This is a genomic window from Rhodoferax sp. GW822-FHT04A08 (genome assembly GCF_058801025.1).
Genome location: NZ_JBXAMW010000002.1, coordinates 88,785 through 102,801, shown reverse-complemented (window position 1 = coordinate 102,801; position 14,017 = coordinate 88,785). Strand labels below are relative to the sequence as shown.

Below are 14,017 nucleotides of genomic sequence, written 5' to 3'. Positions count from 1 at the left end.
CTGCAAACACACCATGCACAAGCCACGTCTCCCACTCCTTGCGTCACTGCTCGCGTTTGCGGCGACCAGTGGGCTGCATGCGGCAACACTTGCCATTCCGCATTTCATTGAAGAGACCGATGCTGCGGGCCTGCAAATCCGGTTCGAGGGGCAGGACGAATACATGGTGGGGGGCGGAGTGGCCGTGTTTGATTGCGATGGCGGTGGATTGCCATCCATCTACGTAACCGGCGGCGTCAACAAGTCCAAGTTCTACCGCAACAAGAGCGCACGCGGCGGCCCCATCAAGCTGCAGGAAGAGCGCACCGGCCTGGAGTTGACCAACGCTACCGGCGCCTATCCCATTGATATCGATGGTGACGGCAATGTGGACCTGGTGGTGCTGCGCGTAGGCGAGATTGCCGTGTTCCGTGGACTGGGCCAGTGCAAGTTCGAGCGAGCCAATGAGATGTGGAACATTCCTGCCAGCAACGATTGGCACACCGCGTTCTCGGCCACCTGGGAGCGCGGACAGAGCTGGCCGACCCTGGCCATAGGCAGCTACTACGACCGCAGCCGCCCCGACTTCCCCTGGGGCACCTGCACGCCGGCCATGCTGTTGCGGCCTGACGCCAGTGGCAAGAAGTTTGCGGCGCCTGAAATGCTCACGCCCAGCTACTGCGCGCTGTCCATGCTGTTCTCCGACTGGAACCGCAGCGGCGAGGCGTCCTTGCGCGTGAGCAACGACCGCGAGTACTACAAGGGAGGACAGGAGCAACTCTGGAAGGTGACACCGGGCCAGCCCGCGCGTCAGTACACCGCCGAAGAGGGCTGGAAACGCCTGCAGGTGTGGGGCATGGGCATTGCCAGCCACGACATTGACGGGGATGGCTATCCAGAAGTCTTCATCACCAGCATGGCCGACAACAAGTTCCAGAAGCTCGAAGGCGATGCTTCCAAACCTTCCTACATCGATCAGGCCTACAAGCGCGGCATTACGGCGCACCGGCCCTATGTGGGAGGAGATATCCATCCCAGCACGGCGTGGCATGCGCAGTTTGCCGATGTGAACAACGATGGCTATGTCGACTTGTTCATTGTCAAGGGCAATGTGTCCACCATGCCTGACTTCGCCATCCTCGATCCCAACGACCTGTTGCTGCAGGAGTCCGACGGTCACTTCTCCGAAGTGGGGCAGCAGGCCGGCGTGGCCAGCTTCCGGCGCGGACGCGGCGGCATGCTGGCCGACCTGAACGGCGATGGCCTGCTCGACATGGTGGTGGTCAACCGCTGGGACAAGGCCCAGCTGTGGCGCAACCTGGGCTCTGGCACCGTGGACAAGCCTGCGCCCATGGGGCATTGGCTACAGCTGCGCCTGCAGCAGGCCGGTGGCAACCGCGATGCCGTTGGCGCCTGGGTGGAAGTGGATCTGGGCGGCCGCATCATCCGCGAAGAGCACACCATTGGTGGTGGCCATGCCAGCGGACAACTGGGCTGGATGCACTTCGGTCTGGGTGAATCCAAGGATGTGAAGGTACGCGTGCAATGGCCGCATGGCGAATGGAGCGATTGGCAGGGCGTATCGGGAGACGGGTTCTATGTGTTCAACCGTGAGGCCGGCGTACAGAGCTGGAAAGCCCCATGAAGATGCGTGTGATAGCCATGGTGGCGGCGACCCTGTTTTCCGCAACTGCAGCCCCTGTGCTGCATGCCCAGACCGGCCCGACCGTGGCAGCCAAACCGGCTTCTGCCTTCGGCTCCGGTGTGGTGTATGACTGGATCTACCTGGACCTGCAGCTCATTCAGCAGACGCCGGGCTTCAGTCCGCCGGTGGCAGCGCGAGCACTGGGCTATGTCGGGCTCACTCTGTATGAGTCGGTGGTGCCCGGCATGCCGGGCTACCAGAGCCTAGCCGGTCAGCTCAACGACCTGAGTTCGCTGCCCTGGGCGCAGCCAGATGAGCCCCTGCATTGGCCCACGGTGGCCAACGCAGCCATGGCCACCATGACGCGCATGATGTTCAGCAACGCCAGCGCCGAGAACAAGGCGCGCATCGATCTGCTGGAGCGCAATCTGCCGCTCAAATACACGCAGGACTTTGACCCCAACACCATCACACCCGACATCAGCAACCGGTCGGAAACCTTTGGCAAGCTCATGGCCATGGCCATCATGACCTGGGCGCGCACCGATGGCGGACATGAGGCCTGGGGCCCGCTGCGTCGCACCCAGGCCAATTACGTGCCACCGAGCGGCACGGGCAAATGGTCGGCCACGCCGCCCGCCTTTGCTCCGGCCTTGCTGCCCTACTGGGGGCAGAACCGACCCTTCGTCATCAAAAGCGCGGCAGACTGCCCCGCGCCCCCGCCACCTGTGTACTCTGAAGAGCCAGGCTCCGCCTTCTACAAGGAAGGAATGGAGGTGTACAAGATCAGCACTGCTGCCACACAAGAGCAGCGCCAGTTCGCTCTGTACTGGGCTGACGACGCGGGCAAGACGCCCACACCAGGCGGCCACTGGGCGTACATCGCCAATGACATTCTGAAGAGCCGCAAAGCCGACCTTGCCACTGCTGCGGAAACCTTTGCGCGGCTGAACCTGGCCATGTCGGATGCGTTTGTGGCGGGCTGGTACACCAAGTACACGCTCAATGTGATCCGCCCGGTGACTTACATTCAACTGGGCATTGACAGTAACTGGACGCCCTCGCTCATGCCTACGCCTCCGTTCCCGGATTACCCCTCCGGCCACTCGGTGCAGTCAGCGGCTGCCTCCAAGGTACTGGAACAGATGTTTGGCGCGAACACCGCGTTTACCGACAATACCCACAACGACCGCGGCTGGGGACCACGCACTTTCAAGAGCTTCAAGGCCGCTTCCGATGAGGCTGCCGCATCACGCCTGTATGCCGGTATCCACTACCGCTTTTCCATCGAGGGCGGCAAGCCGCAAGGACAGTGTGTGGCGGACAAGGTGCTGGCGCTGAAGTTCAAGCGCTGAGTGCCAGGTGAGGCGGGCTATTGCACGCAGATTTTGAGCGAATTGCGACGGCGCCTTGGGCGCCGTTTTTTTATGCACTCACATCGACAGAATCAAAAAAGTATCGGTAAGCGTCTGTAGTTCGCAGGAAGAGGGTGAAGAGATCAGCAATTTAATGGTGTAAACCCTTATCTAAATCAAATAGATTTACTAATAGAATTTGCGAAGGACGGAATTCACTGGCCTTGTAGAGATCCCGAAAAATGCATTTGCGGCACGTAAAAATTTCGAAGCTGTTGACGGTTGGAAGCGCTGTGCTGATCGCACTTGTAGCAGCTGTTGCGCTGCTGGCGGCCTATGTTTCCAGAGAGTCAAACCGGGCACTTGAAACGCTCTATCTACAGAGATTGGAACCTTTGGAGCACCTGAAGAAGTTGACTGATTTGTACTCGGATGTGCAATTCAAGGCCAACCAAATAGGCTTAGGACGTGGCGATCCGGTGGAAGCAGGCAAAGATGTCCAAAAAGACGTAGAAGAAATCAACACGCATTGGAAAATATTGGCGACAACGCTACAGGGCCAAAGCGATGTGCAAGAGTTGAACAAAGCATCGGCACTGGCACAGAAATCCAAGCCGGCCATTGCGGATTTGCTGGATGCACTGGCAAAAAAAGACCGGATGCAAACCAGTTTGTTGGCGCTGGATCTGAATGACCTGGTCAATGCGATGTCAAAGCAGATCAATGTTCTGGTGCAATTGCAACTGGATCATTCAAGTGAAGAGTTTCAGCAGGTCAACACGAGCTATCAGAGAAACATGCGCAGCTTCGCGATTGCAGTGGCCTTGGTCATTGCAGGAACTGTCGCATCTGCGTGGCTGCTCATTGGTGCCATTTCCGTACCCATACGTCAGGCGGTCGCCATTGCCAAACGCGTTGCCACCGGTGACATGAGCGAAGAGATTTCATTCTCCGGCGAAAGTGAAATGGCTGAAATGCTCCGGGCTTTGCACGACATGCAGATGAGTCTGGGGCGGGTCGTGTTGAAGGTTCGGGACAACGCAGATATGTTGGCAAATGCCAGCGGTGAAATTGCGCAGGGGAACCACGAGTTGTCCGTAAGGACAGAAGTGCAGGCCAGCTCGGTAGAGCAATCGGCTGCATCGATGGGGCATCTCAGCGCAGCGGTTTCTCAAAATGCCGAAAGCGCCGAGCAAGCCAATCAACTGGCCCATAGCGCCTCGGCAGTGGCCGCAAGGGGTGGACAAGTAGTAACCCAGGTGATCGCCACAATGAAGGAAATTAACGAAAGTTCCCGAAGGATTTCCGAAATTATTGGTGTCATTGATGGCATCGCATTTCAGACCAATATTCTGGCCCTGAATGCGGCTGTAGAGGCCGCACGTGCGGGTGAACAAGGAAGGGGCTTTGCGGTTGTTGCGTCTGAAGTTCGCAACCTGGCTGGGCGCAGTGCCGATGCGGCCAAGGAAATAAAAAATCTCATCCATACCAGTGTGGTCCGCGTGGACCAGGGATCGAAATTGGTTGACCTGGCGGGCGCCACCATGGCTGAAGTTGTAAGCGCAATTGACCGCGTCACCAACATCATGAGCGAGATCAGCTCGGCAAGTGGAAGACAAGCCTCTGGCGTGAATCAGGTAGAAGAAACGATCCAGAAAATGGACCAAATGACGCAACAAAATGCAGCTTTGGTCGAACAGATGGCTGCAGCTGCCAGTGGATTGAAATCACAAGCTGAAGAGCTAGTGGGCACAGTCGCGGTGTTCAGGGTCCCAAACAGTTATCGCGCCATCACATTCGCCGGTTCGTAGAGCATCAACGCTGCGCACCTTGTCTTCGTAAGTGATTTACAGCCCTGGGTTGGCAGCCTTACTCACGGGGGACGATATGGGTGTGGTGAGCCTCATATTGGAAAGCACGATGGTTAATGAGTACGGACGTGATCTGCCGGAAGTGCTTGACTTGGCGGCGCGCAACACTGCCCAGGCAGGGATCAGTGCAGTACTGCTTTGCAAAAAAGGCACGTTGATGGGGCTGATTCAAGGAGCGCGAAGCTTGAGCCTACCGTAGGGGAAACAAGTACTTCCAATATCGACAAAGTGCGCTATGGTGCTCTCACACCGGAATGGATTCGGCGAATGGGACATTGAATATGAAATTGCGCAACAGAATCCTGCTCATCATCGCAGCGGCACTTTTGGGCATCGTGTTGAGCAGCGCCTTCGGCCTGTATGCACTGCGTCAGAATCTGTATGAGAGCCGCCAGGAAGAGATTCACAAGGTTGCGCTGCTCAGTCGCGGTGTACTCGAGCGCTACCAGAAGCTGGAGGCCAGCGGAAAGCTGAGCCGCGAAGAGGCACAAACCCAGGCCAAGGAAGCGCTGTCCGGCCTGCGTCACGATGACGACTACATCTTTGTCCGGACCATGGACAACCAGATGCTGGTCCATGCGGATGCGAGTCGCATCGGCAAGGTCGACAAGGGGTCCAAGACTTCGGATGGACGAATGACGTCCGACATCTATGTCGATGAACTCACCAAGTCCGACCGGGTCTACATGATCGCGTATGTGGCGCGCCCTGGTGATGCAACCAAGACGCCCGTTCCCAAACTGCTGGGTGCGATTCGCTTCGAGCCGTGGAACTGGGTTGTTGGCAACGGCGTATTTGTTGACGATCTGGATGCAGCGTTCATGTCGTACGCCTACAAGTATCTGGCCATCGGTGGCGTGATTCTGCTGTTCATGGGCGCATTGGGAACCATGCTCTTTCGATCCATACAAAAGCAGTTGGGTGGGGAGCCGCAGTACGCCTCCGACGTGGTCAATCTCATTGCCTCTGGCGATCTGAGCATGGCCATTGAAGTCAATGGTCCCGCTACCAGTCTGCTTGCGTCCATGGAGCGCATGCGCGCCAGTCTTGCTGAAGTGGTGGGCAAGGTGCGGCAGGGCTCCCAAGGGGTTGCAACGGCAAGCGCCGAAATTGCACATGGCAACAGCGACCTGAGTTCGCGCACGGAACATCAGGCCAGCGCATTGGAGCAAACAGCCGCTTCCATGGAAGAGATGGGATCCACCGTCAAGCAAAACGCTGACAGTGCGCGTCAGGCCAACCAGCTTGCACAGCAGGCCTCCAACGTGGCGGTGTCTGGCGGTGAAGTGGTGGGGCAGGTGGTCGAAACCATGAAGGGCATCAACGAATCCAGCCGCAAGATCAGCGACATCATCAGTGTCATTGACGGCATCGCATTCCAGACCAATATCTTGGCGCTCAACGCGGCAGTGGAGGCAGCGCGTGCCGGTGAGCAAGGCCGTGGTTTTGCAGTCGTGGCCAGCGAGGTGCGCTCATTGGCTGGTCGCAGTGCCGAGGCTGCCAAGGAAATCAAGACGCTCATCAATACCAGTGTGGAGCGCGTCGAGCAGGGAACGGCCCTTGTGGACAAGGCTGGCGAAACCATGACGGAGGTGGTGAGCAGCATCCGTCGCGTGACGGACATCATGGGAGAAATCAGTTCGTCCAGCAACGAACAGAGCCAGGGTGTCGCACAAATTGGCGAAGCCATCAACCAGATGGACCAAGTCACGCAACAGAATGCTGCCTTGGTGGAAGAGATGGCTGCCGCAGCCTCAAGCCTGAAGAATCAGGCACATGAGCAGGTACAAACCGTTGCCATGTTCAAGTTGGCACCCGGCCTGACCTGATCAGGCCCCCTATTTCATCACCAGGGCCAGTGCCGCAAAGTCCCCCACACGCTCGCCCAGCCCAGCCGGAACAATTTCCAGCCCGTTGGTGAGCGCGGGCAACTTGCCGTGCATGAAGGCCTGCAGACGGGGCAGCAGGTAGTCCTGGTTGTGCCAGAACACGCTGCCACCCAGGGAGATACGCTGCAGGTCCAGCAGCGCGGTGATGTTGAACAGGGCACGCCCCATCACATGGCACAGCGAGTCGATGATGTCGATGGCACGCTGGTCGCCGCTGCGTGCTGCGGTGAAGAGTACGGAGGCGTCGGCATAGCCCTGGGAGGCAAACCGCCGGGGAATGGAATTGCCGGCAATGAGTGCCTCCACATCGCCAATCATTCCGCAGCCGCACAGTGCGTCGTCGTTGTCGCTGACAAAGATGTGGCCGCCATGGCCCGCGTTGCCATTCTTGCCGCGCAGAATGTGCCCGTCCACGCACAGGCCCATGCCGATGCCGGTACTCCAGGTCACGTAGGCGCAATTGCGCACGCCCTTGAGCGCGCCCCAGCGACGTTCCGCCTCCAACGCACCAACGCCGTCGTTTTCCACGCGCACGTTCTTGAAGGCGTCGCGCAGCGGGGCTTCCAGCAGCGCGCTCATCCAGTCGTTGGGCAGTCCACGCGCCTTGCCAGCCAGACCGCCGCAGATATTGGGTGCAGCCAGTTCCACCAAGCCATCGTTGAGCACAAATGGGCCGCAGGACGAAACGCCCACCGAACCAACACTGTCTACGGGAACGCCTGCCAGGCCGCAGCTCTCACCGATCATGCGAATGATTTGCCGTCCCAGCGCGTCATTGTTGCCTTCCTTGGCCGTGGGCTCGGCCACCTTGCCCAGTACGCCACGGTGGTCGGCCATGCTGACGGCCACTTTGGTGCCGCCAATGTCGACACAGGCCAGGGCAGGGCTACCCTCGGGCAAATGGATTCTGGGTTCGTGGGTGGTGTGGTTCATGTGTCTTCCCGATCGATGTGCTCTTGTTGTTTTAGGTGCGGCCGTAATCGTCCTGCAGACGCTCGATATCGTCTTCGCCCAGATAGCTGCCAAACTGCACTTCCACGATTTCCACCGGCTCCTGCGTGCGGTTGGCCAGTCGATGAACCTGTCCCAGGGCGATGTCGCAATGCCCGCCTGGGGGAAGTTCAAAAACGGAGTCGTCCAGCGTCACCGTGGCCGTGCCCCGCGTCACGACCCAGTGTTCAGCACGCTGGGCGTGACGTTGCAGGCTGAGCTGCTGGCCGGGGTGCACGCCGATGCGCTTGACCTTGTTCCCCGACTCTTCGGAAATCGTTTCGTACCAGCCCCAGGGACGCATGGTTCGTTCGATGGTTTGGGTGCGTGTGATGCTGCTCATGGGCTTGCGTGGATATTACGGATTGCGGGTCAAAAAAGGGTGTTGAAACGCCCCCTGCGATGCTAACCCGGCAAGCGCTGTTTGGGTTACTTGCGGGTTACCCAAAAAGCACTTATTTGCAAACTGCGATCAGAGCCTATGGGTACGGTCACCACGGGCAAATCCCACGGCCTCAAACACCGGACCTTTGACCAGCCCAATGACCTTGAAGAGCTCGCCCATCTCGTGTTCCATCACCAGCTTTTGCGCCGCGGCGCGCTCGGGCAGTGGGGCGTTCTGCATCAGGTCGATCAGGCCACAGTTCATCAAGAAATGTGCCTGGCTGGTATAGCCCAGCACTTCCAGCCCGGCGTCCTGCGCGGCCACGGCGATGCCGGTGAAATCGACGTGGGCCGTGATGTCTTTCAGGCCCACCGCATCCAGCGGGTTGCTGTCGGCACGGTGGGCGCGGTGGCACATCACCGTACCCATGTGGCGCTGGGGGTGGTAGTACTCCGCTTCCGGAAAACCATAGTCCAGAAAGAACGCCGCGCCCCGTTGCAGCCGGTCGGCCAGGGTGTGCACAAAAGCGTGTGCCTGCGGATGGATTTCGGTCAGGTAGTCGTGCGGGCCTTCGATTTCCAGGGGCGGTCGCAGCGCGGTGGGGCGGTCTTCCCAGACCCACTGGCCGTCCTTCTGGCTGACACCGCGCTCGAACCACCGGCCCTGCACCCGTGACAGCAGGGTCACTGGCATGGCGTCCAGCACTTCATTGCCGACCACCACACCGCTAAAGCTTGGGGGCAATTCGCTGACCCATTGCACGGTATCCAGGTGCTCACGCAGGGTGTGGCGTTGCCGTTCTTTCAGGCTGTCCGACAGGTCCACGATGGTGTAGCGCTGCACCGGCTGGCCCATGGCTTTCAGTGCGGTGAGGAGCTGCAAGGCCAAGGCGCCCGTGCCGGCACCGAATTCCCAGATGTCCGCCGTGCCTGTGGTCTGCAGCGCCTGCGCCACCTGTTGCGCCAGCGCGTAGCCGAACAGGGGCGTCATTTCCGGTGCGGTCACAAAGTCACTACCCGCGCCCTTGAGGTTACCATCCGCTTCCAGTGTGCCCTGGGGCAGGGTGCCGAACTTGGTGGAGCCATTGGCGTAGTAGCCCAGGCCCGGCTCGTATAGCGCCAGCGCCATGAAGCGGTCAAACCCCAGCCAGCCGTTGGCCTGCTCCATTTCGGCGGCAATGCGCGCCTGCAAGGCAGCCAAAAGACCGGCAGCTTCCGGGGAAAGAGGGGGGGGGGGTAAACTCGGGGTTGTTGTCATAACAGCGTCGGATTGTCCCTCAATGCCTGCCCCCGCCTCCCCCACCGTGTTGCCGCCCGCCGTATTGGTCACGGGCGCTGCCAAGCGCCTGGGCCGTGAAATTGCGCTCAAGCTCGCCGCCCACGGCTGGCGCGTAGCCGTGCATTACCGCGATTCGGTGGAAGAGGCACGCCAGACGGTGGCCGACTGTGCGCGTCTCACCCCAGGCGCGCAGGCCTTTCGCTCCAACCTGGGCAACGAGACGGCGGTGCGCAATCTGCTGCCCAGCGTGATCGAGGCCTTTGGGCAGGTGGACGCGGTGGTGAACTGTGCCTCTACCTTTGAGCATGACACAGCGGCCACCTTCAGCTTCGCCGCCATGGAAAAGCACATGCGCAGCAACGCGGGTGCAGCTATCCTGATCAGCCAGGCGCTGCACACCCACATCTCGGAACGCCAAGTGCGCCAGCCAGACCTGCGCGGTGTGGTGGTCAATCTGCTGGACCAGAAGCTATGGAACCAGACACCGGATTTTGTCTCGTACACCCTGTCCAAGGCGGCACTGGATGCGGCCAATTCCATGCTGGCTCTGGCTCTCAGCCCCCTGGTGCGTGTGGTGGGCGTGGCGCCCATCATGGGCCAACACCAGCCCCTGCTGCGTGGCGAAAAGCTGGCCGAGCGCAGTGCCGCGGTGCCCAGCCACCACCGCAGCACCGACCTCGACACCAAGGCCGCGGTACTGCTGGCCTTGCAGGAAGGCAGCATCAGCGGCACCACCTTGCTGGTGGAAGAGGAATTGCCCAAGGACAAGCCACAGGCTCCGGCGCTGCCGCCGGAACCGCCAGCAGAACCGGTGCGTCGCCATGGCCGCCGTTAGCATGTCCGCGTTCACACAACCCCGGCGCGTGCTGGTGACCGGCGGCGCGCAGCGCCTCGGCGCCTTGCTATGCCGCGCGTTTGCGCAGGCGGGCTGGGAGGTCTGGTGCCATTACCAGCGCTCAGACATACAGGCACAGGCGCTGGTTGAATCCTTGCGCGCCCAAGGTTTTGCAGCCCACGCGGTACAGGCCGATCTGGCCAGCGAGGCCGAGCGCCAGCGCATGATGACGCACATTGCCCAGGAAAGCGGCCCATTGCACTGCCTGGTGAACAATGCTTCCATGTTTGAGGAAGACGCCGCGGCCCGGTTGGACATCGATTCGGTACGTCGCCAGATGGAGGTCAACCTGATCGCACCGCTGTCGCTATCCTCGTTGATGGCGCAGCAGTTGCCGGCGGATGCAGCACCGGGTGCGTGCAGCATCCTGCATGTGCTGGACCAGAAAGTGTTCAACCTCAACCCCGACTACTTCAGCTACACCGTGAGCAAGTTGGCTTTGGAGCGCAGCGTGGCGCTGCAGGCGCAGGCCCTGGCGCCGCGCCTGCGTGTCTGTGGCGTGGCGCCGGGCCTGATGTTCCTGAGCGGTCCGCAGACGCAGGAAAACTTTGACCAGGCGTCACGGGTCAACCTGATGCAAAGCGCGCTCGATCCGGCACGGGTGGCGCAGACCTGCGTGTTCTTGGCAGAAAACCCCTGCATCACCGGAACCACCCTGTGTGTCGACAATGGACAACATCTGGTCCCTCTGAGGCGGGATGTGATGTATGCGGTCCAGGACAATTTGGCTTCCTCAACATGAACCAAGACCCCCTAACCCGGCTTGCGCTGACCTGCCGCCGGATCTTCTTGCGGGACCATGAGGTGCTGGTGCAGATCGGTGCCCATGACTTCGAGAAGATGCGGCCACAGCGTGTGATCTTCAACGTGGAACTCTTCGTGCCCTATGCCTTGTCCACCCCCCAGGCCGACCAGCTGTCGGAAGTGGTGGACTACGACTTTGTGCGCGAAATCATTGCCCAGCGTGTGAGCACCGGCCACGTGGAATTGCAGGAAACCCTGTGTGATGACCTGGCCAGCAGCATGCTGGCCCATCCGCGGGTGATGGCCGTGCGTCTGTCGAGCTGCAAGCCCGATGTGTACGCGGACACGGCGGCGGTGGGGGTGGAGGTTTTCCGAATGAAAGACACTGTATGACGCACGCTACCGGCAACCAGACCCTCACCCTCACCGGCCTGCGTTTTGACGCCAGTCTGGGCATACTGGAGTCTGAAATCAGCGAACCGCAACCGATCCAGGTGGACGCCGAGCTGTGCCTGGGCTGCCAGCCGCTGCTGCCCAAGGACGACGAGATCAACCATGTGCTGGACTATCGCAAGGTGCGCCAGATCATCATTGACGAATGCACGTCCGAGCACGTCAATCTGCTGGAAACGCTGATCGGCAAGCTCACCCACCGCCTGATGCAATTGCCGGGTGTGATCGGCGCCCGGGTGAAGATTGCCAAGCTGGAAATTTTTGATGATTGCGAAGTGGCCATTCGCATGGAAACCGGAAACTGGGCCACTGTGCCGCAAGGAGATGTGAAATGAATGCTGTGTGGGTTGAGGACGAAGCGCCTGCGGTGAGTGTTGACAAGCAGGCCAAGATAGAACGCGAAACCCACAAGCTGGAAAAGCGCCTGTGCCGCCAGATGGGCCAGGCCATCATCGACTACAACATGATCGAGGAGGGCGACCGCGTCATGGTCTGCATGTCCGGTGGCAAGGACAGCTACGGCATGCTCGACATCCTGCTCAAGATGCAGCAGCGTGCACCCATCCGCTTCGAGATTGTGGCGGTCAACCTGGACCAGAAACAGCCCGGCTTTCCCGACCACATCCTGCCCGAATACCTGCAAAAGCTGGGCGTGGAGTTCCATATCGAGACGCAGGACACCTACTCCATCGTCAAGCGCAACATCCCTGAAGGCAAGACCATGTGCAGCCTGTGCAGCCGGTTGCGCCGGGGCATCCTGTACAGCGTGGCGCGGCGCCTGAAGTGCAACAAGCTGGCGCTGGGCCACCACCGCGACGACATGCTGCAGACCTTCTTCCTCAACATGTTCTTCGGCGGCAAGGTCAAGGGCATGCCACCCAAGCTCACCAGCGACAACGGCGAGTTCGTGGTGATCCGCCCGCTGGCCTATGTGGCCGAAAAGGACCTGATCCGCTGGGCCGCGCACCGCCAGTTCCCCATCATCCCGTGCACGCTATGCGGCAGCCAGCAGAACCTGCAGCGGGTGCAGATCGGCAACATGTTGCGCGAGTGGGAAAAGCAGTACCCCGGGCGCGCCGAGACCATGTTCACCGCGCTGCAGAACGTGGTGCCCTCGCACCTGATGGACTCCAAGCTGTTTGATTTCAAGGGCGTCAAGGCCACCGGTACTGCCGATGAAGAGGGCGACAAGGCATTTGATGCAGAAGAGTTCCCCGCACCCGCACTGCCGGGCTTGCAAGTCGTTGGGGCCTGACCATGTCGAAGTCCTTGCGCGCCCTGATCGCTGGTTGTGCTGCCGTGCTCGCGCTTGCCGTGTTGTCGGGATGTTCTACGACCCGCATGATCGACAGCGACGTGCAGAGCTTCACCGGCACGACCGCAGCCGTCCGGCCGGCGACTTATCGTTTTGAACGCCTGCCATCGCAAACCCAGTCGCTGCAGCAGGACACGCTGGAAGCCATGGCGGCAAAGGCTCTGGCGCAGGTCGGCCTGACCCAGTCCGCGACCACTTCCGCAGAAGGCCAGCCGCGTTACTCGGTACAGGTGAGCGCGCAGGTGCTGGTGCTGCAGAACACGTTTTCCTATGGGGGCATGGGTGGCTTCTGGGGATGGCGCTCCGGCTTTGGCATGGGAGCGTGGATGGAACCTGTCTGGTACCGGCATGGCGTGCATGTGCTGATGCGTGAGCTGACATCCGGGCAGGTGGTGTATGAAACATCCGCCAGCTTTGATGGCACCTGGAGTGACAGCGGCAATCTGCTGCCGGTTCTGCTGCAGGCCGCCCTGCAAGACTATCCCCAACCGCCTGCTGGACCGCGCAAGGTGAATATCGAATTGCCGGGAGGCCCGGCTCAGCAGCCCTGATGCCCGTTGCCACCCGCATCATCGCCGTACGCCACGGCGAGACCGCCTGGAATGTGGATACGCGCATTCAGGGGCAGCTCGACATCGGGCTGAACGACAAGGGCCGCTGGCAGGCGCAGCAGGCTGGACTTGCGCTGGCGGACGAGCCTGTGGATGCCATATACGCCAGCGATCTCTCACGTGCCTACAGCACGGCCCAGGCCATTGCGGCAAAACGCCTGGCGGTGCAGACCCATAAAGGCTTGCGCGAACGTGCCTTTGGCAAGTTTGAAGGCCAGACCTATGCCGCCATTGAAGAGCGCTGGCCCGAAGAGTCCAGGCTCTGGCGCATCCGTGACCCACACTTTGCACCGGAAGGCGGCGAGAGCCCGACGCAGGTCATGGAGCGGGTGGCGCGGACCGTCAACGAAATTGCCGCGCGCCACCTGGGTGGGCAGATCGTGCTGGTTTCGCACGGTGGCGTGATGGACATGCTGTATCGCCTGGCCACGCGCCAAAGTGTCAGCGCTCCCCGCAGTTGGGAGCTGGGCAACGCCGCCATCAACCGCCTGCTCTGGACACCCGACGCGCTGACGCTGGTCGGCTGGGCCGATACCCGGCATCTGGATGAGGCCGTCAGGGACGAATACGGCACCTGAAATGTGTCCACAGTTTGGATACTGTGGTC

Annotated in this window: 14 protein-coding genes; 11 read left to right on the top strand and 3 right to left on the bottom strand. The window is 60.5% G+C overall.

Annotated elements, in window-relative coordinates:
• The first annotated feature begins 13 nt into the window (after nucleotides 1-13).
• The 4 genes from AC1RMF_RS05025 (at nucleotide 14) to AC1RMF_RS05010 (ending at nucleotide 6,679) form a co-directional block, all read left to right on the top strand.
• The gene (locus AC1RMF_RS05025; protein WP_493140099.1) at nucleotides 14-1,624 is read left to right on the top strand and encodes a CRTAC1 family protein; all 1,611 of its coding nucleotides are present in this window, start codon (nucleotides 14-16) and stop codon (nucleotides 1,622-1,624) included.
• The gene (locus tag AC1RMF_RS05020) at nucleotides 1,621-2,979 is read left to right on the top strand and encodes a vanadium-dependent haloperoxidase (protein WP_493140097.1); all 1,359 of its coding nucleotides are present in this window, start codon (nucleotides 1,621-1,623) and stop codon (nucleotides 2,977-2,979) included. The genes AC1RMF_RS05025 and AC1RMF_RS05020 overlap by 4 nt, the downstream gene beginning before the upstream one ends.
• 242 nt (nucleotides 2,980-3,221) lie before the next feature.
• Entirely contained in the window at nucleotides 3,222-4,790 is a 1,569-nt protein-coding gene (locus AC1RMF_RS05015) for a methyl-accepting chemotaxis protein (RefSeq protein ID WP_493140095.1), read from the top strand.
• A 341-nt stretch (nucleotides 4,791-5,131) separates the two neighbouring features.
• Nucleotides 5,132-6,679, top strand: coding sequence for a methyl-accepting chemotaxis protein (locus AC1RMF_RS05010; RefSeq protein ID WP_493140093.1), 1,548 nt, complete (start codon nucleotides 5,132-5,134; stop codon nucleotides 6,677-6,679).
• 9 nt (nucleotides 6,680-6,688) lie between these two features.
• Here the strand turns inward: AC1RMF_RS05010 and AC1RMF_RS05005 are convergent, their stop codons facing one another.
• From AC1RMF_RS05005 to AC1RMF_RS04995, 3 genes are all read right to left on the bottom strand, one after another.
• Nucleotides 6,689-7,672 (bottom strand): ROK family protein, encoded by a 984-nt coding sequence (locus tag AC1RMF_RS05005; RefSeq protein ID WP_493140091.1) that lies wholly within the window; start codon nucleotides 7,670-7,672, stop codon nucleotides 6,689-6,691.
• A gap of 31 nt (nucleotides 7,673-7,703) precedes the next feature.
• Nucleotides 7,704-8,072: a phosphomannose isomerase type II C-terminal cupin domain gene (locus AC1RMF_RS05000; protein WP_342616317.1), complete on the bottom strand. Its 369-nt coding sequence runs from the start codon at nucleotides 8,070-8,072 to the stop codon at nucleotides 7,704-7,706.
• 129 nt (nucleotides 8,073-8,201) lie between these two features.
• Nucleotides 8,202-9,281 carry a class I SAM-dependent methyltransferase gene (locus AC1RMF_RS04995; protein WP_493140783.1) on the bottom strand — a complete coding sequence of 360 codons (1,080 nt, stop codon included), beginning with the start codon at nucleotides 9,279-9,281 and terminating at the stop codon, nucleotides 8,202-8,204.
• A gap of 112 nt (nucleotides 9,282-9,393) precedes the next feature.
• Here AC1RMF_RS04995 and AC1RMF_RS04990 point away from each other — a divergent pair, with 112 nt between their 5' ends.
• The 7 genes from AC1RMF_RS04990 to AC1RMF_RS04960 are packed head-to-tail and all read left to right on the top strand — an operon-like array spanning nucleotide 9,394 to nucleotide 13,988.
• Nucleotides 9,394-10,227 (top strand): SDR family NAD(P)-dependent oxidoreductase, encoded by an 834-nt coding sequence (locus AC1RMF_RS04990; RefSeq protein ID WP_493140089.1) that lies wholly within the window; start codon nucleotides 9,394-9,396, stop codon nucleotides 10,225-10,227.
• Complete coding sequence (locus AC1RMF_RS04985) at nucleotides 10,214-11,029, top strand: SDR family oxidoreductase (protein ID WP_493140087.1); 816 nt, start codon at nucleotides 10,214-10,216, stop codon at nucleotides 11,027-11,029. Before AC1RMF_RS04990 ends, AC1RMF_RS04985 begins: the two co-directional genes overlap by 14 nt.
• The gene (locus tag AC1RMF_RS04980; RefSeq protein WP_493140085.1) at nucleotides 11,026-11,424 is read left to right on the top strand and encodes a dihydroneopterin aldolase; all 399 of its coding nucleotides are present in this window, start codon (nucleotides 11,026-11,028) and stop codon (nucleotides 11,422-11,424) included. Before AC1RMF_RS04985 ends, AC1RMF_RS04980 begins: the two co-directional genes overlap by 4 nt.
• On the top strand, nucleotides 11,421-11,819 hold the full coding sequence (locus AC1RMF_RS04975) for a dihydroneopterin aldolase (protein WP_342616321.1): 399 nt from the start codon (nucleotides 11,421-11,423) through the stop codon (nucleotides 11,817-11,819). Before AC1RMF_RS04980 ends, AC1RMF_RS04975 begins: the two co-directional genes overlap by 4 nt.
• A complete protein-coding gene (gene ttcA, locus AC1RMF_RS04970; RefSeq protein WP_493140082.1) occupies nucleotides 11,816-12,739 on the top strand; it encodes a tRNA 2-thiocytidine(32) synthetase TtcA in 924 nt (307 codons plus the stop codon). Before AC1RMF_RS04975 ends, ttcA begins: the two co-directional genes overlap by 4 nt.
• A gap of 2 nt (nucleotides 12,740-12,741) precedes the next feature.
• Nucleotides 12,742-13,350, top strand: coding sequence for a DUF4136 domain-containing protein (locus AC1RMF_RS04965; protein ID WP_493140080.1), 609 nt, complete (start codon nucleotides 12,742-12,744; stop codon nucleotides 13,348-13,350).
• The gene (locus AC1RMF_RS04960) at nucleotides 13,350-13,988 is read left to right on the top strand and encodes a histidine phosphatase family protein (RefSeq protein WP_493140078.1); all 639 of its coding nucleotides are present in this window, start codon (nucleotides 13,350-13,352) and stop codon (nucleotides 13,986-13,988) included. Before AC1RMF_RS04965 ends, AC1RMF_RS04960 begins: the two co-directional genes overlap by 1 nt.
• Nucleotides 13,989-14,017 lie beyond the last annotated feature (29 nt).

Bases quoted from the DNA above. Each gene is read 5' to 3' on its own strand.
- AC1RMF_RS05000 (WP_342616317.1), bottom strand. From the start codon at position 8,072: ATGAGCAGCATCACACGCACCCAAACCATCGAACGAACCATGCGTCCC.
- AC1RMF_RS04975 (WP_342616321.1), top strand. From the start codon at position 11,421: ATGACGCACGCTACCGGCAACCAGACCCTCACCCTCACCGGCCTGCGT.
- AC1RMF_RS05010 (WP_493140093.1), top strand. From the start codon at position 5,132: ATGAAATTGCGCAACAGAATCCTGCTCATCATCGCAGCGGCACTTTTG.
- AC1RMF_RS04985 (WP_493140087.1), top strand. From the start codon at position 10,214: ATGGCCGCCGTTAGCATGTCCGCGTTCACACAACCCCGGCGCGTGCTG.
- AC1RMF_RS05020 (WP_493140097.1), top strand. From the start codon at position 1,621: ATGAAGATGCGTGTGATAGCCATGGTGGCGGCGACCCTGTTTTCCGCA.
- ttcA (WP_493140082.1), top strand. From the start codon at position 11,816: ATGAATGCTGTGTGGGTTGAGGACGAAGCGCCTGCGGTGAGTGTTGAC.
- AC1RMF_RS04990 (WP_493140089.1), top strand. From the start codon at position 9,394: ATGCCTGCCCCCGCCTCCCCCACCGTGTTGCCGCCCGCCGTATTGGTC.
- AC1RMF_RS04965 (WP_493140080.1), top strand. From the start codon at position 12,742: ATGTCGAAGTCCTTGCGCGCCCTGATCGCTGGTTGTGCTGCCGTGCTC.
- AC1RMF_RS05015 (WP_493140095.1), top strand. From the start codon at position 3,222: ATGCATTTGCGGCACGTAAAAATTTCGAAGCTGTTGACGGTTGGAAGC.
- AC1RMF_RS05025 (WP_493140099.1), top strand. From the start codon at position 14: ATGCACAAGCCACGTCTCCCACTCCTTGCGTCACTGCTCGCGTTTGCG.
- AC1RMF_RS05005 (WP_493140091.1), bottom strand. From the start codon at position 7,672: ATGAACCACACCACCCACGAACCCAGAATCCATTTGCCCGAGGGTAGC.
- AC1RMF_RS04995 (WP_493140783.1), bottom strand. From the start codon at position 9,281: ATGGAGCAGGCCAACGGCTGGCTGGGGTTTGACCGCTTCATGGCGCTG.
- AC1RMF_RS04980 (WP_493140085.1), top strand. From the start codon at position 11,026: ATGAACCAAGACCCCCTAACCCGGCTTGCGCTGACCTGCCGCCGGATC.
- AC1RMF_RS04960 (WP_493140078.1), top strand. From the start codon at position 13,350: ATGCCCGTTGCCACCCGCATCATCGCCGTACGCCACGGCGAGACCGCC.